The sequence below is a fragment of the Bacillus sp. MC1252 genome, assembly GCF_056838025.1.
Genome location: NZ_CM166369.1, coordinates 224,522 through 246,686, shown reverse-complemented (window position 1 = coordinate 246,686; position 22,165 = coordinate 224,522). Strand labels below are relative to the sequence as shown.

General features: G+C 43.5%; 23 protein-coding genes, 1 riboswitch and 1 other annotated feature. Of the genes, 7 read left to right on the top strand and 16 right to left on the bottom strand.

Features of this window, described 5'->3' with window-relative positions:
* The first annotated feature begins 31 nt into the window (after nucleotides 1-31).
* Nucleotides 32-916 (top strand): ROK family protein, encoded by an 885-nt coding sequence (locus ACYH0L_RS01410; RefSeq protein ID WP_482354283.1) that lies wholly within the window; start codon nucleotides 32-34, stop codon nucleotides 914-916.
* The gene (locus tag ACYH0L_RS01405) at nucleotides 913-2,832 is read left to right on the top strand and encodes a BglG family transcription antiterminator (protein WP_249704781.1); all 1,920 of its coding nucleotides are present in this window, start codon (nucleotides 913-915) and stop codon (nucleotides 2,830-2,832) included. The genes ACYH0L_RS01410 and ACYH0L_RS01405 overlap by 4 nt, the downstream gene beginning before the upstream one ends.
* 63 nt (nucleotides 2,833-2,895) lie before the next feature.
* Here the strand turns inward: ACYH0L_RS01405 and arr are convergent, their stop codons facing one another.
* The 5 genes from arr to licT form a co-directional block, all read right to left on the bottom strand.
* Nucleotides 2,896-3,312: an NAD(+)--rifampin ADP-ribosyltransferase gene (gene arr / locus ACYH0L_RS01400; protein ID WP_482354282.1), complete on the bottom strand. Its 417-nt coding sequence runs from the start codon at nucleotides 3,310-3,312 to the stop codon at nucleotides 2,896-2,898.
* A gap of 152 nt (nucleotides 3,313-3,464) precedes the next feature.
* A complete protein-coding gene (locus ACYH0L_RS01395) occupies nucleotides 3,465-3,632 on the bottom strand; it encodes a hypothetical protein (RefSeq protein ID WP_180275464.1) in 168 nt (55 codons plus the stop codon).
* A 159-nt stretch (nucleotides 3,633-3,791) separates the two neighbouring features.
* Nucleotides 3,792-5,213, bottom strand: a complete 1,422-nt coding sequence (locus tag ACYH0L_RS01390) for a glycoside hydrolase family 1 protein (RefSeq protein WP_230031216.1) — start codon at nucleotides 5,211-5,213, stop codon at nucleotides 3,792-3,794.
* A 19-nt stretch (nucleotides 5,214-5,232) separates the two neighbouring features.
* On the bottom strand, nucleotides 5,233-7,092 hold the full coding sequence (locus tag ACYH0L_RS01385; protein WP_482354281.1) for a beta-glucoside-specific PTS transporter subunit IIABC: 1,860 nt from the start codon (nucleotides 7,090-7,092) through the stop codon (nucleotides 5,233-5,235).
* 235 nt (nucleotides 7,093-7,327) lie between these two features.
* Nucleotides 7,328-8,164 (bottom strand): BglG family transcription antiterminator LicT, encoded by an 837-nt coding sequence (gene licT / locus ACYH0L_RS01380; RefSeq protein ID WP_099726319.1) that lies wholly within the window; start codon nucleotides 8,162-8,164, stop codon nucleotides 7,328-7,330.
* A 184-nt stretch (nucleotides 8,165-8,348) separates the two neighbouring features.
* Here licT and ACYH0L_RS01375 point away from each other — a divergent pair, with 184 nt between their 5' ends.
* Nucleotides 8,349-8,549 (top strand): hypothetical protein, encoded by a 201-nt coding sequence (locus tag ACYH0L_RS01375; protein ID WP_099726188.1) that lies wholly within the window; start codon nucleotides 8,349-8,351, stop codon nucleotides 8,547-8,549.
* Between the two features lie 35 nt (nucleotides 8,550-8,584).
* Here the strand turns inward: ACYH0L_RS01375 and ACYH0L_RS01370 are convergent, their stop codons facing one another.
* Nucleotides 8,585-10,204 carry an APC family permease gene (locus ACYH0L_RS01370; RefSeq protein ID WP_099726189.1) on the bottom strand — a complete coding sequence of 540 codons (1,620 nt, stop codon included), beginning with the start codon at nucleotides 10,202-10,204 and terminating at the stop codon, nucleotides 8,585-8,587.
* A gap of 340 nt (nucleotides 10,205-10,544) precedes the next feature.
* Nucleotides 10,545-11,513, bottom strand: a complete 969-nt coding sequence (trhO, locus tag ACYH0L_RS01365) for an oxygen-dependent tRNA uridine(34) hydroxylase TrhO (RefSeq protein ID WP_099726191.1) — start codon at nucleotides 11,511-11,513, stop codon at nucleotides 10,545-10,547.
* A gap of 199 nt (nucleotides 11,514-11,712) precedes the next feature.
* On the opposite strand from trhO, the gene ACYH0L_RS01360 reads away from it, so the two are divergent.
* Nucleotides 11,713-12,795, top strand: coding sequence for an iron-containing alcohol dehydrogenase family protein (locus ACYH0L_RS01360; protein WP_327924607.1), 1,083 nt, complete (start codon nucleotides 11,713-11,715; stop codon nucleotides 12,793-12,795).
* A gap of 53 nt (nucleotides 12,796-12,848) precedes the next feature.
* Here ACYH0L_RS01360 and ACYH0L_RS01355 read toward each other — a convergent pair whose 3' ends face one another.
* The 5 genes from ACYH0L_RS01355 to ACYH0L_RS01335 all read right to left on the bottom strand — a co-directional run bounded on the left by ACYH0L_RS01355 (nucleotide 12,849) and on the right by ACYH0L_RS01335 (nucleotide 15,482).
* Entirely contained in the window at nucleotides 12,849-13,676 is an 828-nt protein-coding gene (locus tag ACYH0L_RS01355) for an aldo/keto reductase (protein ID WP_327924608.1), read from the bottom strand.
* Between the two features lie 82 nt (nucleotides 13,677-13,758).
* Nucleotides 13,759-14,181, bottom strand: coding sequence for a DUF5301 domain-containing protein (locus ACYH0L_RS01350; RefSeq protein ID WP_482354280.1), 423 nt, complete (start codon nucleotides 14,179-14,181; stop codon nucleotides 13,759-13,761).
* Nucleotides 14,182-14,209: 28 nt separating this feature from the next.
* Nucleotides 14,210-14,671: a 2-thiouracil desulfurase family protein gene (locus tag ACYH0L_RS01345; protein ID WP_327924612.1), complete on the bottom strand. Its 462-nt coding sequence runs from the start codon at nucleotides 14,669-14,671 to the stop codon at nucleotides 14,210-14,212.
* Nucleotides 14,668-14,913 (bottom strand): hypothetical protein, encoded by a 246-nt coding sequence (locus ACYH0L_RS01340; RefSeq protein ID WP_230031211.1) that lies wholly within the window; start codon nucleotides 14,911-14,913, stop codon nucleotides 14,668-14,670. Before ACYH0L_RS01340 ends, ACYH0L_RS01345 begins: the two co-directional genes overlap by 4 nt.
* 110 nt (nucleotides 14,914-15,023) lie before the next feature.
* Nucleotides 15,024-15,482, bottom strand: a complete 459-nt coding sequence (locus ACYH0L_RS01335) for a MarR family transcriptional regulator (RefSeq protein WP_099726196.1) — start codon at nucleotides 15,480-15,482, stop codon at nucleotides 15,024-15,026.
* Nucleotides 15,483-15,766: 284 nt separating this feature from the next.
* On the opposite strand from ACYH0L_RS01335, the gene ACYH0L_RS01330 reads away from it, so the two are divergent.
* Complete coding sequence (locus ACYH0L_RS01330; RefSeq protein ID WP_482354279.1) at nucleotides 15,767-16,141, top strand: MaoC/PaaZ C-terminal domain-containing protein; 375 nt, start codon at nucleotides 15,767-15,769, stop codon at nucleotides 16,139-16,141.
* A 233-nt stretch (nucleotides 16,142-16,374) separates the two neighbouring features.
* On the opposite strand, the gene ACYH0L_RS01325 is transcribed toward ACYH0L_RS01330, so the two are convergent.
* Entirely contained in the window at nucleotides 16,375-17,547 is a 1,173-nt protein-coding gene (locus ACYH0L_RS01325) for an MFS transporter (RefSeq protein ID WP_099726199.1), read from the bottom strand.
* Nucleotides 17,548-17,623: 76 nt separating this feature from the next.
* Nucleotides 17,624-17,723, bottom strand: a riboswitch (purine riboswitch).
* Between the two features lie 159 nt (nucleotides 17,724-17,882).
* Nucleotides 17,883-18,078, top strand: a binding site (T-box leader).
* A gap of 44 nt (nucleotides 18,079-18,122) precedes the next feature.
* Here ACYH0L_RS01325 and proS point away from each other — a divergent pair.
* Both proS and ACYH0L_RS01315 read left to right on the top strand, forming a co-directional pair.
* A complete protein-coding gene (gene proS, locus ACYH0L_RS01320) occupies nucleotides 18,123-19,556 on the top strand; it encodes a proline--tRNA ligase (RefSeq protein ID WP_327924616.1) in 1,434 nt (477 codons plus the stop codon).
* A gap of 144 nt (nucleotides 19,557-19,700) precedes the next feature.
* The gene (locus ACYH0L_RS01315) at nucleotides 19,701-19,877 is read left to right on the top strand and encodes a hypothetical protein (RefSeq protein WP_180275466.1); all 177 of its coding nucleotides are present in this window, start codon (nucleotides 19,701-19,703) and stop codon (nucleotides 19,875-19,877) included.
* Between the two features lie 51 nt (nucleotides 19,878-19,928).
* Here the strand turns inward: ACYH0L_RS01315 and ACYH0L_RS01310 are convergent, their stop codons facing one another.
* The 3 genes from ACYH0L_RS01310 to ACYH0L_RS01300 are packed head-to-tail and all read right to left on the bottom strand — an operon-like array spanning nucleotide 19,929 to nucleotide 22,154.
* Nucleotides 19,929-20,705, bottom strand: a complete 777-nt coding sequence (locus ACYH0L_RS01310; RefSeq protein ID WP_230031209.1) for a sulfite exporter TauE/SafE family protein — start codon at nucleotides 20,703-20,705, stop codon at nucleotides 19,929-19,931.
* Nucleotides 20,706-20,762: 57 nt separating this feature from the next.
* Nucleotides 20,763-20,993: a sulfurtransferase TusA family protein gene (locus ACYH0L_RS01305; RefSeq protein WP_099726202.1), complete on the bottom strand. Its 231-nt coding sequence runs from the start codon at nucleotides 20,991-20,993 to the stop codon at nucleotides 20,763-20,765.
* A 33-nt stretch (nucleotides 20,994-21,026) separates the two neighbouring features.
* Nucleotides 21,027-22,154, bottom strand: a complete 1,128-nt coding sequence (locus tag ACYH0L_RS01300) for an MBL fold metallo-hydrolase (RefSeq protein WP_256499238.1) — start codon at nucleotides 22,152-22,154, stop codon at nucleotides 21,027-21,029.
* Nucleotides 22,155-22,165 lie beyond the last annotated feature (11 nt).

Genomic DNA, 22,165 nt, shown 5'->3' with positions numbered 1-22,165 from the left:
TTCCGTCCCTCTTTAATGGAGGGCATTGATCATGAGAATTGGAGGCATTGAAGCAGGCGGTACGAAATTTGTCTGCGGCTACGGAAAAACAGACGGAACGATTGAACACATGACTTCCTTTGCAACAGGGAATCCAGATGAAACATGCCAAAAAGTGATCGATTATTTTACAGAGCATCCAGTCGATGCACTTGGAATTGGGGCGTTTGGGCCGGTCGATGTGAAGGAACACAGCCCAAGCTATGGGACGATTTTAGACACACCAAAAACAGCGTGGCGCCAATTTCCATTACTCTCTACCTTAAAACAAGCGCTCGGGCTCCCTATGAAGCTTGATACTGATGTGAACTGTGCAGCGCTCGGGGAAGCCCGTTTTTCGACTGAAGCAGAAAATCCTGCTTCTTTGGTTTACATCACCGTTGGAACTGGAATAGGCGGCGGTGCATATATTGAAAATCGCCTCATTCATGGATTGCTGCATCCAGAAATGGGCCATGTCACAGTCCAGCGCCATCCTCATGATACCTATGGCGGCTGCTGCCCTATTCACCATGATTGTTTAGAGGGACTGGCATCTGGACCCGCCATAGAAGAACGCTATCATACATTGGCACAAATGCTGCCAGAAGATCATCCTGCCTGGTCACTTCATGCCTACTACCTCGGGCAAATGGCCGCCAATTTATTACTCACTCTTTCACCAGAGCGTATCATTCTTGGCGGAGGTGTGATGAAACAGCCAGCTATGCTGCCGCTCATTCTTGATGAAACAGAGAAGCGGCTTCATGGGTATTTGCAACTGCCAAAGCCTTTAAATGAAATTATCACAAAGCCATCCTTTGACGGATTATCTGGTTTAATGGGTGCAATCGCTCTTGGTACTGATGCCTTACAGGCACAAGGAGCGGCGCAATGATGATGACGGCAGATACTCGAACCTATCAGCTCATTCAGCGGCTATTTGAAACGAAAGGGTTCGTGAAGCTGGAGGAGCTAACTGCCTCTTTTCGCTTATCTGACCGCTCCATCCGCAATTTAATTAAAGAAGCAAATGAGCTATTAAAGGAAGCCGGGGCCATCATTAAGACCATCCGCGGGAGAGGATACACTCTCTTAACGAGTGACCAAGACGCTTTCCTGCTTTGGCTTCATCAACAGAAGCTTCCTGCCCGCTCTCTCGTACCCGTCATGCCAGAAGAGCGTGTACGATTTATGATGAGAAAACTATTGCTTCAATCTGACTACTTAAAAATTGATCAACTGGCTGAAGAGCTGTTTATCAGCCGCATGACGGTCAGCAGTGATTTAAAAAAAGGACGAGAACTATTAGCCCGTTACGGCATGACCCTTGTATCAAAGCCTGGCTTTGGCTTAAAGGTTGAGGGAGACGAATTGCAAAAAAGAACGTGCTATGCAGACTTGCTGCTTGAGGAAGAGCCTGCGCTATCAAATATCACCGAGCGGGAGCAGCTTCATTTTCCTGATATTTCTCTTGAAACCATTCGGTCCATTGTGCTGACGAATCTGTATCAGGAATCATTACTCATTAAAGACATTGCCCTAAAAAATTTAGTTATTCATTTAGCCATTGCGATTCAGCAAACACGAAAAGAACAGAGAATATCCGCCAGCACCGAACGCACACAAAGGTCGCCAGTGTTCACTAAAATTGCCGAAAAAATCACTCAGCAAGTAAGCGACACTTTTCATGTTACCTTGTCAGAGGATGAAACAGATTACTTAGTGATGCATCTCTTGGCGAATCAAACGTGGAAAGAAGCTGACCAGCATCAAACGACAGAGGAAGTACGGCAGGCGGTTACGGTATTTCTCCAGTACATTGAAAGAACAAGCGGACATCGCTTTGCTGATGATGACATCCTGCGGCAAGACTTGATGCTTCATATGAAGCCATTATTAAATCGAATCCAATACGGCGTGTCCTTACAAAACCCGCTTTTGCATGAGATCAAAGCGTCTTATCCTTACCCGTTTGACTTGGCTGTCAGCGGACTGAATGCTTTACAGCTGGTGCGTACACCAAATGAAGACGAGGCCGCATATGTTGCCTTGCATATCGCTGCTTCATTTGAAAGAAGTCAGCTCGGCACCTCGCAAAAAAAGAAAGCCATTATCGTGTGCGGATCTGGACTAGGGACGGCAAGACTGCTTGAAATTAAATTGAAGGCCGCCTTTCAGCATGAACTTGAGATTGTCGAGCTCTATTCTTATCAAGATTATGCATTTAGCACCTCTTTGCCCTGTGATGTCATCATCACAACCGTCCCGCTAGCATCAAAGGGAAAACCGATGATTCAGGTCAACGCCTTTTTTGAACATCATGATGTACAGCGCGTGAGTGAGGTCATTCATTTATTAAACGGACACGGTTCACCCTCCAAAGAGCTGATGGGCTTCTTCCAAGAACGATTGACTTTATTGGATGCTCATTTATCAAGCAAAGATGAGGTATTAGACACGCTATGCAGCCGTTTAGAGGCGCATCAGCTTGTATCATCTTCTTTTCGATCCTCGGTGCTTGAGCGGGAGCAAATGTCGTCCACCTATCTTGGCAGAGGAATTGCCATGCCGCACCCGCTCATCACAAATGAAGGCACCTCCTGCGTAGCCATCGCACGCCTGAAACAGCCGATTAACTGGCAGGGGGATCAAGTATCACTTATTTTCTTATTAGCCATTCATAAAGATGACGCTGCCTGCATGAACCAATTTTTTGAGCAAGCCGTCGATTTACTGGACAGTCCAGACCGCATTCACTCACTCAAGAAAGCAAAAACATTTGATGAGCTGATGGATGCATTGTTTCAATAAAATAGAACAAAGGCCGCCCAGTTGTTGATCAGGCGGCCTTCATGTATTTAGATGTATGGTTCATCAATCGTATATGACATTTTTTCCTTCTTCACTTAACTTTTTTAAAGATGACAGCATATGATGAATTTCTTCATCGGAATGTCTTTCCCACGAACCTAATTCAGCGACTATTTTCAGGGGGAATTTAGATCGATAAGAACGTGTGGGGTTGCCGGGAAATTTTTTGTCGGTCAAATTCGGATCATGTTCGAACTCGCCTAATGGTTCTACAATATAAATTCTCTCTTTTGCATCAGACCTTGCTAATTCAGCACCCCATTTAGCAGCGTTTAATGTTCCGGTGAAATAGATATGGTTTGATTTATGATCCTGATAATTCGATAAGTGCTGCGGTTCAAGCAGGTCTCCAATCTTCAACTCTGCTTTCGTCCCATGAAAAAATGGACCAGGATCTAAAACCTGTTGCTTATCATTCATACAGCCACATCCCCTATCGTTTTTGACTTGCGTATAACAGTATACGGCCTGATAGGGGTGGAAAACAGTCTATAAATGATATTCAAATCGGGTTATCATAATAGTAGAGAACAAGACGTGATGGATATGAACGATTTAAAAAAAAGGGAATTTCAATTGATTCCAACGAGGACAAAAACAAGAATACCTTCTACAGCTGACAGTGTCACAATCACTCCATGGTTCATTGGGTATTCCTTCGCAATTAATTTCTGACCTATATAGTTCAAAGCATAAAACAGGAAGAATAATAAGAAGAACATAAAAAGGATCGTCATCATATAAACAGCCCTCTTTCTTATAATGGATGTTTAACCAATTTTTACAATATATCATTAGACTATCATTTTAGAACAACTTGAACAATATGATCTTGCCAACAGAGTGAACAAGAAAAAAGCCAACCACCCGCTAACAAGAGGTGATTGGCTTTTCACGTTTTACTTCCCGATGTTCTCTCCATTTTGCTGAATCAGGGTTTCATACCAGTAAGAGCTCTTTTTACGAATTCTCTTCAGGTCTTTTAGGTCAAATTCGTCACGGTTGACGTAGATGAAACCGTAGCGCTTGGAGCATCCTTGGTGTGTGCTGATTAAGTCGATGGCTGACCACGGGCAGTATCCGAACACCTCGACACCGTCAGTGATCGCCCACCTGATTTGTTCGATATGCTTTTCTAAATAATCAATTCGATAATCGTCTTGAATCGATCCATCTTCTTCTAACTGATCAAAAGCACCCAGCCCGTTTTCAGTGATAATGAGCGGCAGCTGATAGCGGTCGTAAATCTCGCGCATCGTTGAACGGAAGCCGACAGGATCAATCTCCCAGCCAAACGCATTTTTACTTAAGTACGGGTTATTGCCGCCTTTGTATACGCCATCTTCACCGGATTTCAAATGCTGATCTCCGCCGCGTGCAAACTCGTCATTGCCATCTCCTTTACTTGCTTCAACCGTTTGAGATGTGTAGTAATTAAACGCAATGAAGTCTGGCTTCGCACTTTTCAAAATGTCCATATCTCCCTCTTCAATCACAGGAAGAATGTCTTTTTCTTTCATATAAGCCCAAGCAAGGTTGTTATAACGGCCGAAGACCGCCATATCAAGATAAAGCCAGTTGCGGATCGCATTGTAATTTGCCGCAGCAAGTACATCCTCAGGCTTTGGAGATGCCGGGTAAATGAGGGCGATGTTTGGTGCTGGTCCAATTTTCGCCTCAGGCAGCAAACGATGACATAACGTCATTGCCTTCGCCTGTGCCACAAGCATATGGTGGTTCTGCTGATACAGCTCTTTTTTCGGATTTTCTAAATTTGGATCTAGTGTACCTAGAGCCGATCCATGTAAGATCATCATATTTTGTTCATTAATGGTCAGCCAATATTTTACCTTCTGACCATACTCCTGAAACAGAACCTCTGCATAGCGTTCAAAGGCATCTACTGTCGCACGATTCGACCATCCCCCCTTCACTTGAAGCGCATGAGGCAGGTCAAAGTGATACATCGTCACGATTGGTTCAATGCCATAACGGCGCAATTCGTCAATGAGAGAATGATAGAAATCAATCCCCTTTTGATTGATCTCCCCATCTCCATCTGGCATGATGCGTGTCCACGCAATGGAAAAGCGGTAAGCCTTCAAGCCCATGTCTGCAAACAGCTTCACATCCTCTTTATAGCGGTGATAGTGATCGCTGGCTACCTTAAAATCAGTTGTTCCTTCAGGGTAACTTTCTCTCATGTCAATGACAGAAGGCCCCTTTCCATCCTCGTTCCATGCACCTTCTACTTGATAGGCGGAAGTAGATCCGCCCCAGAAAAAGTCTTTTGGAAATGGTGCTAGTGTTGAATATCTCATCATTTCTTCCTCCCTTTTATTAAACTAAGTGTAAAAATGATTGTCCTGGTGTGACTTGTTTTTCTTCTGTTTCAATCATATCGCTAAACTCACCGGAATTGGTAATAATCACTGGTGTTGTGACTGACAGACCGGCTGCTTGAATCGCCTCAATATCAAACTCAGCAAGCAGTTCACCTTCCGTGATCGTTTGTCCCTGCACAACCTTCGGGGTAAAATGCTGACCGCCTAATTGTACGGTATCCAGTCCAATGTGAATGAGTACTTCTGCTCCGCTTTCAGAGGTGAGACCGTACGCATGCCCTGTTGGGAACACCGTTGTCACGACTCCTGATACCGGTGCAAACAGCTTGCCTTCTGCTGGAATGATGGCTGCGCCCTTTCCGAGTGCACCAGATGAGAATGCCTTATCTTGCACTTCCTCCAGCTTGATGACCTCGCCCTTTAAAGGACTTTTCACATGAGCTGCTTGGACACCATGTTCATGTTCAGCCCTTGGTGCGGCACTCGATACAGACGTCTCATCTTCATCAACAGGATCTTTAAATCCAATTAAATATGTTAAGACGATGGATAGGACGAACGAGACCGAGATTCCGATTAAGAAACCTGTAAATCCTTGGCCGTAGAAGATCGGAAGTGTCAGTAAACTTGGAAGCCCTGACGCAATGGCAATACTTTGTGAATAACCGATAATCGCACCGCCGACCCCGGCAGAGATTACAGCTGCAATAAATGGTTTTTTCAAACGAAGCGTAACCCCGTATACAGCAGGCTCTGTAATCCCAAACACAGCAGAAACCGCTGTCGATCCAGCCAATGATTTCAGTTTTTTATTCTTTGTTTTCAGCATAACACCGATTGAGGCACCGGCTTGAGAGAACACAGCTGGCGCAGTGGCCGGCTTGATATGATCCTTACCATGGACCGCAATATTATTTAAAATGACTGGCACAAGCCCCCAATGGATGCCGAAGATCACAAGAACCTGCCATGCCATCGCAATTAAAGCACCGGCAAGTGTAGGACTAAAGGAGAATACTTTTAGCAATACGGCTGCAATGCCGTTTCCTGCATACACACCAAATGGTCCAAACACAATGAGTGTCAGCGGAACAACCGTGACGAGTAAAATCAGTGGTGTGATAAAGTTTTTGACGCTCTCATGAATCACTTTGTTAAAGAAACGTTCGATATATCCCATGACAAACACTGCCAAAATAATCGGGATGACCGTTGATGTATATGACATTAAGACAACTGGAATACCGAAGAAGGTAACATCTCCGCCGCCTTTTGTCAGCTCTTGAATGGTTGGGTAGATCAGTGCACCTGCAATCGTCACAGCGACAAACGGATTCGCCTTAAACTTCCTAGCAGAAGTGAATGCGAGCAGTAATGGCAGGAAGTAGAACAAACTGTCTGACGCAGCAAATAAAATTTGATACGACGTATCTTCAGGAGATAACCATTTCGCATTGATACAAATGCCCAACAGACCTTTTAAAATACCGGCACCCGCCATCACGCCGAGAAGTGGTGTGAAAATGCCTGAAACAATGTCAACGAATTTTCCAAAAAGGCTTGTACTCTCTTCACTCGATCTGGCAGATGAAGAAGCTGAATCCTCTAATAGATTCGTAAACTCCCCAATCTCTCGATAGACCTCTGGTACGGTATTGCCAATGACCACTTGGAATTGGCCGCCGCTTTCCATGACCGTCACGACACCATTTAATTTTTCAATGGCTGCTTTATCTGCTTTTGACCTGTCATTTAATGTAAAACGAAGTCTTGTGGCGCAATGGACCAATGAATGAACGTTTTTCTCTGTGCCGATGTGTTTGATAATGTCTTCTGCTAATTGACGATGACTCATACAAAAACCCCCTTTTTTTCAAAAAAATACGTTTTTAGGCAAAATAAAAACCTAAACGGGCACCAAAAATAGTCGCAACTTGCCATTGCGCTTTTTCAGTGAACGTTTAGGTTTTGCCTGCCGAACAGTCACAATCCTCTAAGACGATCATTGTGAAACCGTATTCTTTTATGTTTATGAGCAAATAGTACCACTCACCTTTTCTCATGTCAACGCTTTCTTTGAAAATCTATCTTTATTTCTCTCGTTTGATGAGCCGATTCAAATGAATTGCCAGGTACAGCATTTCCTCTGATGTAAGATCTCGATGATACGTTTGATAGACATATTCTGCGATTTTCTTTGCACATTCGTATGCCTTTGGATATTTCACTTTGATCAGCTGGTATAAATCCTGATCTTCGCTGGCAAGTAATGTTTCGTTGATCAGACGCTGAACGAAAAAGCGCAAATGCGTGAGAAAACGGTAAAAGTTGAGTGAGTCCTCATCAAACTCCATGTTGAGATGATATTTCACAATGGTGAGAATAGCATTGACTTCTTTTGTGATATTGACCGTCGTATTCATATCCTCATTCAGCTCTGCATTAATGATATGCATGGCAATAAAGCCCGCTTCATCATCAGGCAGTTCAATATGAAGACGCTCTTCAATCATCTCAAGACAATCTTTCGCCACGAGAAATTCATCTTTGTATAAGCGTTTAATCTCCCAAATGAGCGAATTCTCAATCAGGTGATTTTTCTTTAATCGTTCGATGGCGTAATGAATATGGTCTGCGAGCGATACATGCAGACTTTCGTTTAATCTTCGGTTCAGCTTTGTATGTGCATATTGAATCATTTCCTCGGTCACCTTGACCACATCATACGGGACCTCTTGCAGCAGCATTTTCATCCGCTCGTGAACGGAATGATCTTCTAGGCGGAAGACTTTATCAATTAACGCTTCGTCCACCGGGTCCCCGGGACGTCTTTGAAAAGCAATGCCTCTGCCCATGACGACAATTTCTTTTCCGTGTTCATCTATCACACTAATGACATTATTGTTTAGAACCTTTTGAATCTGTATCTCCAAACACCTCCGTCTATGACCCACAACTTCACTCAAAATATCTCTCATCTTAACACAACTGTCAAATCACTTGGTGTTTTTATCTGACTTTTGAAATAGATTTCATCAATATTTCTACTTTTTCATTACTGGTCTGATCCTCCATCAGCCTGCATACAATACCCCGAGGAGGTGTCCATCTATGAAGAATTTTTTCTGGTCAGCATCTTTTTTATTCATGCTCATCTTCACCCTCGTTTTTCTAGGAATAGTGTTTTGGCTTAGTGGACAAGGCTTGAATCAGCTATGGAGATATGTGCTCATCTCACTGGTCACAGCAGCTGTTTTGCGCGGCGTCACTACTTGGCTGAAGCGGCATGTGATGCATAGCTCATCAAAATAAAAAAGGCTGCCCGCAATGTTCAGGCAGCCTTTCCTTTATTCTTTTGATGATGCAGCTTCTTTCTGAGAAGTACGCAGTTCATCATTGATTTTCTTCGCACCTTCTAAAAACTCAGTCTCAAATCCGCTTTTGAGTGCCCACATATAAAATAGCAAGGCAACGACCGCTATGAGTGCCATATCCCAGCCATAATGGATCACATTGTAGCCGCCAAATTTGTCACTGCCGAGACAGGAAATGGTCATCATCACAAGTAAATACACAACCATCCAAGCACCTGCTTTAAAGTTTCGCCCAAATCCCTTCCACTTCGCTTTTGCTTGATAGTAAAAATAGATGGGAAGACCGATGAGAATAATGAACAGCACTTGACCTGTTAACGGCCATCTCGCCCAATACAGCGTCAATGATGCAAAGACAAAGCCTAGAGGAGCAATGATGCTGAGCCCTTTAATTCGCAATGGACGATATAAATCCGCCCCTGTCTTTCTCAGCGTCATGACAGTAACTGGTCCTGTCAGATAAGAAATAAGTGTCGCGACAGAAATGATTTCAGCAAGTACACCCCAGCCTCTAAATAAAAACAGAAAGATAAACGATACAGCTAAGTTAAAAAACATCGCTTGGCGAGGCACGCCGTAAATAGGGTGCAGACGGCCAAGCACACTTGGCATGTATTTGTTTTTTTCCATTCCATAAATCATACGAGACGTCGTCGCGGTATACGTAATGCCTGTTCCAGAAGGTGACACAAACGCATCCGCATATAAAACCAGGACAAGCCAGTTAATCCCAAGCGCAATGGCAAGATCAGCAAATGGCGAGTTGAAATTTAAATGCCCCCACCCATTCACAATCATGGATGGATCGACCGCTCCAATAAAGGCGATTTGCAAAAGCACATAGATGACAGTTGCAATCAAAATCGATCCTACAATCGCAATTGGAATCGAGCGGCCTGGATTTTTTGCCTCACCGGCCATATTAATCGGGCTTTGGAAGCCATTGAAGGCAAACACAATCCCTGATGTCGCAACAGCTGTCAGCACACTAGCCCAGCCGTTTGGGGCAATACTTGTTCCAGAAGTAAAATTCTCACTATGAAAACCTACGAATAAGAGCGCACCAATTGTTAATCCTGGAATGATAATTTTAAACACTGTAATAAAGGTATTGGCTTTTGAAAATAACCCAACTGTCCAATAATTGAGCAGAAAGTAAATCACAAGAAGTACACTAGCGACCATGAGCCCTTCTGTTGTCAAAACTCCTTTTGTGACCAAGTGGCTTGTCCACTTTGCCCACTCCCAAGGCCATGAGCTCATGTACTGGACGGAAGCAACCGCCTCAACAGGAATAACAGAAACAATGGCGATCCAGTTCGCCCATGCTGCGATAAACCCGATAAAAGAGCCGTGCGAATATTGCGTATATTTAACCATCCCGCCTGCCTCGGGAAACATCGATCCGAGTTCACTATAAGACAAAGCGATAAATAAAATCACAATCATCCCAATCAACCAGGACAAAACAGCAGCAGGGCCGGCGATTTGAGCGGCACGCCAAGCACCAAAGAGCCATCCTGAACCAATGATTGAGCCAAGACCTACCATCATTAAAGCGAAAGTTCCCATCCTACGATGCAAATGATTCATGTTCATAACACCTTTCGATTAAAATAAAGAGCATGTGTCGAGCAAGCGTCTTTCTTCATAGCAGCTCACTTTTCATTCAACTTGTAAATATTTTCTAAATGGAACCTTTACCCTTGTTCATTTTTTCGCCTGCTACATTATCTCTCAATTCTTCATTTTCTGAAATAGGAGAACATGCTTATTTCAAAAGAGAACGCTTTTTCAACTGTCAATCTATTAGACTGATTAACTACTTTTACCCTTATTTTGAAAAAAGCAAAACAAAAAAGAAAGAAGAAATGACTTCTTCTTTCTTATGAACACGATGATGCAAAGAAAAAAGGATAAAAGGGAAACCCTCCTATCCTTGTGAAATCGTTTGTTCTTTTTCAATCACAGCTAGTCTTTCTTGAACTTCTTCTTCAGACAGATTGTGCTGTTTGACATAAAGGTTGCGTTCGCTTGTACGACATTCATGACTGCAGCTGCGCATATATTTGTGCTCATTTTCTTCTGTCGCAATGATTTTGCGATTGCATGCAGGGTTCGCACAGTTCACATAACGTTCGCAAGGCTCACCAGAGAAGAAATCTTTTCCGACAACCACGTGCTCTGTTTGATTGACTGGCACTGTTAAACGGTTATCGAACACATAACATTGACCGTCCCATAGCTTCCCTTGGACTTCCGGGTCTTTTCCGTAAGTGACAATCCCGCCGTCAAGCTGAGATACATCTTCAAAGCCTTCACGCTTTAACCAGCCTGAGAATTTCTCACAGCGGACGCCGCCTGTGCAATAAGTCAGGATTTTTTTCCCTTCAAGAATCTCTTTGTTGTCACGAATCCACTCAGGTAATTCACGGAATGTTTCAATGTCAGGACGCACCGCACCTCTGAAGTGACCAACATCAAATTCATAATCATTACGCGCATCAATGACCACTGTATCAGGTGATTTCATTTGCTCGTAAAATTCGACCGGGCTGAGATGTTTACCCGTTAGTTCTAACGGATTCACGTCATCTTCAAGGCTTAGATTCACCAATTCATTACGATGGCGGACGTGCATTTTCTTAAATGCATGGCCTTCTGCTTCGTCAATTTTAATCGGCATAGACGCAAAGCGTGGATCTTCTTTTAACGCTTGCATGTACTTCTCCGTTTGCTCAATGGTTCCTGAAACCGTTCCGTTTAAGCCTTCTGATGAAACAAGGATACGGCCTAACAAACCAAGCTCCTTACAGAAAGCTAAATGCTCTGCTGTAAACGTCTCTGGGTCCTCAATGGGGACATATTGATAGTAAAGTAATACACGATATTGTTTTTCCATATATATAAACACCTCTTAAATTTAATGAAAATATACCATTGTTTATCATACAGGAAATACATACCTAAAGGCAATGTCAGTGGCTTAATTCCATAAAACGGAAGGGCTTATTCCCTCATATTGTCGGATAATTTGACAGAACTTTCTGTATAATGAGATGATTTATGGACTATATGATTTTGAAAAGGAGCAGAGATCAATGATCCATCCAGAAGATATCGTCAGAAGCGGTCCCAACCAATTTATTTCTCAAAAGGGGATTTATCATCAACTAGAGACACTTGCTTCTTCCTTTCAATCACCCGCTGTAGTGACTGGATATCAGTCATATCATGCTTTTTCACAGTACTCAAAGCTCCCGTCCCATTGGCCGGTTGTCCAGCACAAAGGATACAGTTCACCGAATGCGATTACACGAATTGCAGAAGAACTCAAAGGAGCAGATGTGGTCATCGGGATCGGGGGCGGCACTATTTTAGACACCGCCAAATCGGTTGCAGATGCTCTTCAAATTGAAGTCATCATGGTTCCAACGATTCCAGGTACATGTGCTGCGTCTACACCGCTCAGCGTCATTTATGATGACAAAGGGAATTTCGTGAGAGTCGATTATCATAAGCGGTCCAGCTATCTTACCTTAATTGATCATACCTTTTTGCTTTCATCTCCACTTTCCTATCTCCAAAGCGGAATTGGTGATACGCTCGCGAAATGGTATGAAGCGGAAGCCATTATTCGTAATGCAAAAGATTCCTTGCCGCTCATGGTACATGCTGCATTAAAACAAGCTGTATATGTTCGAGATATTCTTCTTTCTCATAGTGAAGAAGCCGTCAACAGCTTAAAAACAGGTCAGCTTTCGCAAGCATTTGCGGATGTCACGGATACGATTATTACATTAGCCGGTACGGTCGGCGGGTATGGGGGACGCTATGGAAGAATGGCAGGAGCCCATGCCATCCATAATGGATTGACATTTATTGAAGAAACGCATCATGTGTTACATGGACAAAAAGTAGCCTATGGCATTCTCGTTCAGCTTGCCGCAGAAAACCGAATGTCCGAAGTAGATGAATTACTAGAGCTCTATCAAACACTTGGATTACCTAGAAATATGCATGAGCTTGGCATCAGGACTGATCTGAACGAAGCTGCTATTACGGTGGCGAGCCATGCTGCACGCGCAGATGAAACCTTTTGTTTGATTGGTGACTATTCGAAAGAGCAAATTGTCGACGCCATTCATATCATTGAGACATATCAGTCCAAAAAAACCGTCTGAACATGCTGGCAAACAATAAAGCACAGGCGTCGCAGCCTGTGCTTTTCTCCATGTTAAAAATCAAAGTTATCTGGGTCTGGACCCGTCCGCTCGTCTTCATTTAACTGATCGATGACACCCATCTCATGTGCGGACAGCTCAAAATTAAATACTTGTGTGTTTTCAATAATTCGACTCTTCGTCACAGACTTCGGAATGGTCACAATGCCATGCTGCAAGTCCCAGCGAAGAATCACTTGGGCCACTGATTTGTCATGTTTTTTCGCGATATCCTGAAGAACGGGATGGTTAAGAAGCTTCCCGCTGCCTAATGGCGACCACGCTTCTACGTGAATGCCTTTCTCCTTGCAGTAGTCTCGTAAAGGCTCCTGTGTCAGCTTTGGATGCAGCTCAATTTGATTGACCATTGGCACGACTTCTGCCTCTTCTAATAAATCCTCTAGATGGTGCTGATGGAAATTACACACCCCGATTGCTCGAACGCGTCCATCCCTATACAGCTTCTCTAGCGCTTTCCATGTCTCTTTATATTTGCCTTCAACCGGCCAATGAATTAAATAAAGGTCTAATACATCCAGACCCAGCTTGTTCATACTCGTTTCAAAGGCTTCGAGTGTTGACTCATAGCCTTGATCACGATTCCAGACTTTTGTCGTAATGAACAGATCATCGCGAGAGATGCCTGATTGCTGAATGGCTTTGCCTACCCCTTCTTCATTTTGATAGGCCGCTGCTGTATCAATGCTTCGGTAGCCCGCTTCAAGAGCGTCTGTGACTGCATTGACAGCCTCATCCCCATCTTTTACTTGCCATACACCAAAGCCCAGCTTTGGCATGTTTACTCCGTTTGCTAATGTGACTGTATCTATTAATCCACTCATCAAACAAACCTCCGCTTCATTTTTACTTACCAAGCACTATACCCGAATTTTTTATTTATCATGCATGAAATGCTGATTGATGTTATTTCATATATTGCCCCATATCGGCTTGATTGGCATCAACGATTCGATATTCGCTCGTTTGATCTTTCGTTTTAGAAAAATCATATATCTCTAAAAATGATTGGTCGTAAAAAGTCAGACCATATGTTTCCTTCTCATTCTCATACACTCTGATCCAATAGGGCTCTTTTGAGGTTTTTTTAGCTTCATTCGTTTTCTTTAATTTGATACCTGAAAATTCCTTCAGCAGCTTTTGAATATCCTCTTTCTTTTCCACCACAACACGTTCTTTATCATGCTCAATTTGAATCGAAGTCACCTTGTTTTTATCAATTGAGACCACATCATCAAAAGAGTATGTTTTCGCATTGATCATAAAATAAATGCCAATGCCAATGCCAATTAAAATAACGACTACTAAACCAATGATCCACTTTTTCAACCTGACTCCCCCTTCTATCCCGTCACACCTATAAAAACAACGAGGTCCAATCATCCTCCTCAGAGAACACCTGAATCCCATGCTGTTTCAGCAAGGCGGACGTCACACCATCTCCAGCCTTCGTCTTACCGTTAAAATCGCCCCGATAAATCATCCGGCTGCCGCAAGAAGGGCTGTACTCTTTTAACACAACCGCTGTCGCTTCAAGAGACTGAACCTGTTCAAGCGTGGCTTTTGCACCTTTTACATACATCTCTGTCACATCAGTTCCATGCACATCGACAACAGAGGCAATGCCCTGTAATACATCATATCCATCGCCACCAATGATTTCTGCTGGAGGCCTTGGCGTGGAGAAGCCGCCTAGCAGCTCGGGGCAAACCGTGACTGCCTTTCCCTCCTGAACAAGCTCCTCGATTCGCTGATCTAATCGATGGCTGCTATTATAACGGACCTTCAAACCAGCAAGACAAGCGCTGACGACTATCACGTATGTTCCTCATTTCTATGGATTGAGCGTTTTTTGCTGACCGAAAAATAGATACTTAACGGCAAACAGAATATCGTGTACCCCAAAAAAGGCAGAGCACAATACAAAGCAGCAGCCCAAATCGACCCTTCCACTCCTGTAATGCCAAAAAAATAAACAAATAATAGCAAGCTGACAAACAATCCAACGAACGGCATGATGAACATGGACTTTTTAAAATTTTCTATCATTTCTTTCTCCAAAAAGGCTCCCTCCTTTTGATCATGATTACGAATAACGTCAATATATGTTAATTTTACCATAAAAAAACCGAAATCATCTAGTATGTAGGATGGTTTCGGTCTTTTTTTATCTATATCTTTTCCTTCCAAGCCTTTAAGAAGCGTTCGATCACTTGTAATTCGTCTTCATTAAACTGATGGAGGAATTCTAAATAGGATGTGACTGCTTTTTCATGGAGTTCATCATGCAGCGCCGCCAATTGCGCCCCTTTTTCTGTCAATGAATAATAGACCGATTTCTTATCACCTTGCCGGTGGCAATAGTCCACCATGCCTTTTTCAATTAGTTTTTTCACCGCCTTTGTAATGGCTGGCTTTGATAGTTTCAGTTGTTGAGATAGAAATGTATTATTTGATTCGTTTGGATTGGCTTGAATCATCGATAAAATGTGAAGCTGTGTGAGTGTCCAATCTTGCTTGAGTGTATCAGTCGTGGTAATCAGTGGATCTGTTGGATCATTCCGTCTCTTTTCCCTATGCATAATCAGATCTTGAATCGCTTTTAATACAATCTGCTCTTTTGTTTCCATCTGAACCTCCACTCTTAACTGGTTAATAAAATGGTACTAATAATCAAGAGAGGAGTCAAAAGAAATGTGTATGTCAGAAAAAGAACAGGCCATCGGACCTGATAAATGTATGAACTTTTCTACTAGATTACACGATATGAAACTGCATGTTTTCCTTTTAGCAAAGGAGTTGAAGAGATACCTTCTCTTTTGCTCGCAAATTAATGATGCAGACCTATCGTTTAAAAATGAATGTACATTCATTTATTCCTTTGATACATTTAAAAAAAGGAGTTGAAGGAAAGATGATTCAACCGGGCGATCAATTTCAAACAAGCAGAACCTATACACACGAAGACGTGATTCAATTCGGCGAAATGACAGGCGATCTCGGCAAACACCATACCGAGCTGGATGACCGGGGGAGGCGAGTGGTTCACGGCTTTCTCACAGCAAGTCTGGCTACTAAGCTTGGCGGTCAGTTTCATTTTATTGGTCAAGACATGACATGTACCTTCATCCGCCCCGTTTATACAGGTGATACCATTACCTGTCAGATGACCGTCACAAAGGTGGAACCCCTTGAACAATATGACCGTGTCCACCTTTTTTCTCGCTATATCAACCAGCATGGAGAAAAAGTGGTTACTGGTAAAAGTGAAGGTGTGATTTTGAAATAGAATAAACATCAAAAAGCTGCCTAATCATAGACAGCTACAGCGTGTAGACAAACCCTCGCATTCTTTGTCAGGTCTGCGCGCCGGTGCTCACGAATGTCAAATTCACTCCGCGCCGGTGCTCGTCCTTCCTAGACTTCAAAGGTTTTCAATCACGCTGAAAAGAAGACAAAGGGCTAAAATAAAGATCATTTTAGCCCTTTGTCAACAATCTGAAGCTGCCTAATCATAGGCAGCTATTCAGCATGATTCTGACGATCCATATAAAGTGGCGGTCTCTTCAACGAAATCACCGCACAGCTAAAGGCAATCAGCACAAACACTGCACCGAATTTAGCCAAATCAACGGATGAACCGGTCATCGTAAATATGACACCGCCCACTGCTGATCCGATCGAGATGCCAATTTGCAAAGCCGATGTATTTAAACTTTGCTGAATATCAGACGTCACCGGGTCTGTTTGAATCAAATAGCTTTGCAAAGCAGGCGTCAGTGCCCAGCTAAGCGCTCCCCATAGGACAACCATCACCATAAAGAGCACAAACACACCCGCTGTATAAGGAATGATAAACATCACAGCCGCAAACGCTATTGTCACAAGCAAGATGGCTTTCCCTGAACCCAGTTTGTCACTAAGCCAGCCGCCAAAACCATTTCCGCCAATAGACGCAAGCCCGAAGACCAAATAACAAATACTAATCCAAAACGGGGTCATATGCAGAACTTCCATTAGAAATGGGGTGAAATAAGAATAAAGCATATAATGGCCCGCAAGCATAAACAAGCTAATCAAGTGTGCACTAAAAATTTTCGGATGCCCTAATGAACGAATCTGCTCTCTAAGAGGAGTGACTTTTTCAACTGGCATTTTTTCCAATAGAAAATAGATCAGCACCATGGATATGGCAGATAGAATACTGATTCCTAAAAACATCACTCTCCAGCCAAAGCTCTCTGTAATAAAAATACCAATCGGTACACCGAGAACAAGTGAGGAACTAATGCCAATAAAAATCAGACCTAACGCTTTAGCCCGATGCGATGGTTCCACCAATTTGGCGGTAATCGTCAGTGATAACACCACCACAAGCGCTGTACTCATCGCAATGAACACCCTTGACATCATAACAAGGGCAAAGGTTGAACTAAAATAAGTGAACACATTTCCTAGTGTGAACACCAATAACGCAATTAAATAAAGACGCTTTCGTTCGATTTTGGCTGTGACGGTCAGCAGCACCGGTGCTGATATCGCATACACAATCGCAAATACCGTGATAAGCTGCCCAGCTGTCGCAAGAGAAACATCCAGATCCTCTGCAAGACTTGGCAAAATGCCTCCGACCACAAGCTCAACTAATCCAACCGCAAAAGTAGAAACGGCTAATAAATACACTCTCCAGTTCATGTCTAACATCCCTTCTCTATATCATGGCTTTCACTTTTGATACAGGGTGTAGACAAACAAAAAACCCTGATTACAAAAAAGGAAAGCACGCTTTTGTAATCAGGATTTATCGGATCCTGGTAGAAACCCTCAAACCATATTATTGAGGTTATACAAGTCTATTTTTTTCTTCAAATATATTAGCATAGCCTCACATAACTAGCAAGCTGCAAAAATAGAAAATTCCTGCCAATTGGAGCTCAAAGCAAAAGACCCACAAAGGCAATAAACGAACCCGCAGATCAACTTGATTTCTCCTGCATTTACAGGTAAACTGATGAAAAATCAACGAAATATGATCAACGTAGATCTGGAATAGTAGCTTGAATCGATCTTTAACAGAGAGGGAACGGTGCTGAGAAGTTCCTACTGACATCTTCAAGTGAACCTGCCGATTTAGTTCTGTTTCATACAGCGGTTCATACCGTTATCATGATCGAGTGTAAAGCTGTGCTTTAAATTAGGGTGGTACCACCAGGAATGGTCCCTAACTTAAAGCACAGCTTTTTTTGTTTTTTAAAAGGAGGAAAAATGCGATGTCAAAGAAACAATTTGTTGAGAAAATTACAAGCATGGAAGACGACTTTGCCCAGTGGTATACAGATGTTGTCACAAAGGCGCGGCTCGTCGATTATTCAAGCGTCAGAGGCAGTATGATCATTCAGCCATACGGCTTTAAAATTTGGGAAAACATTCGCGATGAACTTGACCGCCAAATCAAAGAAACCGGTCATGAGAATGTCTATATGCCGCTCTTTATCCCAGAAAGCCTGCTGCAGCAGGAAAAAGATCATATCGAAGGCTTCGCTCCTGAAGTGGCGTGGGTCACTCATGGCGGTGAATCAGCATTACAAGAAAGACTCTGCGTCAGACCAACTTCTGAAGTGCTGTTCGCTGAGCATTACAAAAACATCATTCACTCCTACCGCGATTTACCAAAGCTGTATAACCAATGGGCCAATGTCGTCCGCTGGGAAAAGACAACACGCCCATTCCTAAGAACCCTTGAATTCCTATGGCAGGAAGGGCATACATGCCATGAGACGGAGCAAGAAGCAATTGAAGAAACAGAAAGAATGCTCCACATCTACGCTTCTCTTTGCGAAGAGCTTCTTGCTATTCCTGTCATTAAAGGGAGAAAAACAGAGAAGGAAAAATTCGCTGGAGCCCGTTTCACCTATACGGTCGAAAGCCTGATGCATGATGGAAAAGCACTGCAAACCGCCACTTCTCACTTCTTCGGCAACGGATTTGCAAAGGCATTTGGCATTGAATTCTTAAACCGTGAAGGAAAACTAGAGCATGTCCAGCAAACCTCTTGGGGCTTCACGACAAGAATCATCGGCGCCATGATTATGGTGCATGGTGATGATAGAGGACTCGTCCTGCCGCCAAATATTGCGCCAACCCAAGTACGTATTGTGCCAATCGCTTCCCATAAAGAAGGTGTACTGGATCATGCCTATGAATTGAAAGATCGACTCGCCCGCATCGCACGTGCTGACATCGATGCAAGCGATAAACAGCCAGGCTGGAAATTCAACGAATGTGAAATGCAGGGTATTCCTTTACGTGTAGAAGTTGGACCAAAGGACATCGAAAAGGGACAAGTGATGCTCGCAAGACGAGACACAGGTGAAAAGCAAGCCGTCACGTTAGATGCACTTGAACAAACCATCATATCCACCCTTGAAGACATTCAGCGGACCATGTACGAAAAGGCGAAAGAACGATTACATGAAAAAACATCACACGCCCACACAATCGAAGACATCGAGCAAATCCTTTTGGAAGAAAACAGATTGATCAAAGCGATGTGGTGCGGTGACGAAGCCTGTGAAAACGACATCAAAGAAAGAACAGGGGCGACCTCACGCTGTATCCCATTTGAACAGGAATCCGTTTCTGACACATGCGTCTGCTGCGGAAAGCCTGCATCTGATATGGTGTTCTGGGCGAAAGCCTACTAATAATATGGACGAAAGAGAAGCATCCTTCACGATGCTTCTTTTTTTGTTAAAAAGAGCCAAACACCCATTGACCTCAACTACTCGATCCCCTATAATTCATATTAATATAATAGGTTTTTAAGACTTTAACTGGAGTGGTGATCTATGAAGCGCTGGCCCTCATTCTTTGCCGAACGCTGCCCTAAATGTAAAACAGCATTAGAAGTCTCAAAGTCCAATGCCCTGCAAGGCAAAGTCGTGAAAACATGCCCCAACCTTCATTATCAAAAAGAGTACCACCCAGCACTTGAAACGTTTATCGAGCACGATGACGTCAAATAAAAAAGACCAACACGTTAGAAGCAGAATCTGCTTTCCCTGTTGGTCTTTTCTTCAAAATATATCCAGCCAAATTTTGATCGCTGTCGCGGTAATCATCACGGCAAGTAGCCATTGTAAGAAGACGGCATTGATTTTCTGACCGACCTTGGCACCAATCGGAGCGGCAATCAAACTTGCCGCCATTAACACAACAGCAGGAAGGAGCATGACTTGACCCGTCAATATCTTTCCAGTAGATGCGCCTATGGCAGAAAGAAACGTAATCGCAAGTGATGACGCAATGGTCATCCGTACAGGAATTTTTAAAATAGACAGCATCACAGGCACCAAAATAAATGCCCCGCCAGCGCCTAGCACACCTGAAACACTGCCGATCACAAAAGCAATACCAGCAGCCAGCCCTTTATGAAAAATCACTTCTCCCTCTACGTCTGCACGCTGTCCTTTTTTCGGGATCAGCATAAGGATAACGGCTACAATGGCGAGCAGTCCATAGACGAGATTCATCCCTTTCTCCGGCATGAAATGTGATACATAACTGCCTAATAAGCTGCCAGCCAATATACTGCTCCCCATATATAAAATCAACGAGCGGTGTAAAAACCCGCTTTTCCGATACGCCAGTACACCACCGAGTGTCGAAAAGAGCACTTGAATGGCGCCAATCCCTGACACCTCGTGTGCTGACAGTGCCATCACACCAACAAGAGGCGGAATATAAAGCAGCATGGGATAGTTGATCACAGATCCCCCGATCCCCACCATTCCTGATAAGAAGGAACCAATACATCCGATGATAAAAAGTGTAATCAAAAACGCAAAATCCACGCTGGTCTCCTCCTTTGAAAAGGAAAAGGGGATCTTTAGCAGATACCCCTACATCCTTTAGGACCCTTTTCTCACCCAGAACTTCAGCACATGCCCTTCTTCTGTCTGCGTGATCAATTCATGTCCGCTTGACTTCACCCATGCAGCAAGGTCAGCTTTAGCTCCTTTATCAGTTGCATGTATTTCTAAAACTTGACCTTCCGCTAAGTCGTTCATTTTTTTCTTCGTTCGAATAATCGGCATTGGGCACGCAAGCCCCGTTACGTCTAACATTTGATCTGATCGCATCTGATCGCCTCTCTCTTCTTATTTTATTGAACATTATCGAATCGCACAACGGTTTGGGCCAATTTCCATTTCTCGCTGCGCTTCATCGTCTGGATTCAGCTTGCCCATATTGGTTTGCCGAATGTCTTGATAGGCGTTTGGCTGTGCAGGCAGATCCTGCGTGACCATCTGTCTAAATACGTCTTCATCTTCAATGTTCAGGCCATGATTTTCTTCAAACAGAACGCCCAGTTCCTTCCAAACGCTTCCGTCTTCATTGACCTCTTCCATGATCATGAAATGCGCAGGCAGAACAATCAAGTCTTTTGAAAGCATCGTATATCGTTCATAGAGTGTTTCTCTCAAATCACCTACCCAATCCTCCGCCATTCCAGCTAGATCAGGTCTTCCGATAGAATCAATGAACAAAATATCGCCTGAAAGAAGATATTGATCGTCCACGATAAAGGATGTTGAACCGATCGTATGGCCCGGTGAGTAAAGGGCGTGAATATCAATCGTCGCCGCTCCAATCGTCACACGCTGTCCTTCTTCAAGGTGGTTGTACTCAAACGTCACCTCTTCTGCATCCTTTGGCGGCAGCCAGTAGATGGCCCCAGTCTGTTCAGCCAGCTTTTTCCCGCCTGATATATGATCCGCATGAAGGTGTGTATCAAACACATGCGTCACCGTGACATGATGCTTTTTAGCAAAATGAAGATAGACATCTGTCATTCTCGCTGCATCCACAATTGCGGCTTCTCCATTTGACATGATCATATAGGACAGGCAGCCCTTGCCCATCCGCACAAATTGATACAACTCTCCACCACCAGTTAAATCACCTATCTTCACTGGCTCTAGATGTTCACTCCACGCCTTCATGCCGCCCTGTAAATAATGGACAGACCTGCCCGCCTCTGACAGCATCTCCGCTACCATAATGGAGGAGCCCTCTTTTGCACAAACCACCAGCACGTCTCGGTCACTCGGTACTTTGTGTAAAATATCCTCTACGCCATCAAGCAGGTCAAAGTAAGGTGCATTGACATATTCAATCGCTTCTCCTTCAATCTTCCAGTCCTGAGCATCTGCCTCATTTCGTACATCTAACAAAAAGAGCGGCTCTTTGTGGATGACCTTTTTTGTTAACTGTTCTGCCGTCATTGCCTTTACAGTCATGTTTGATTCAG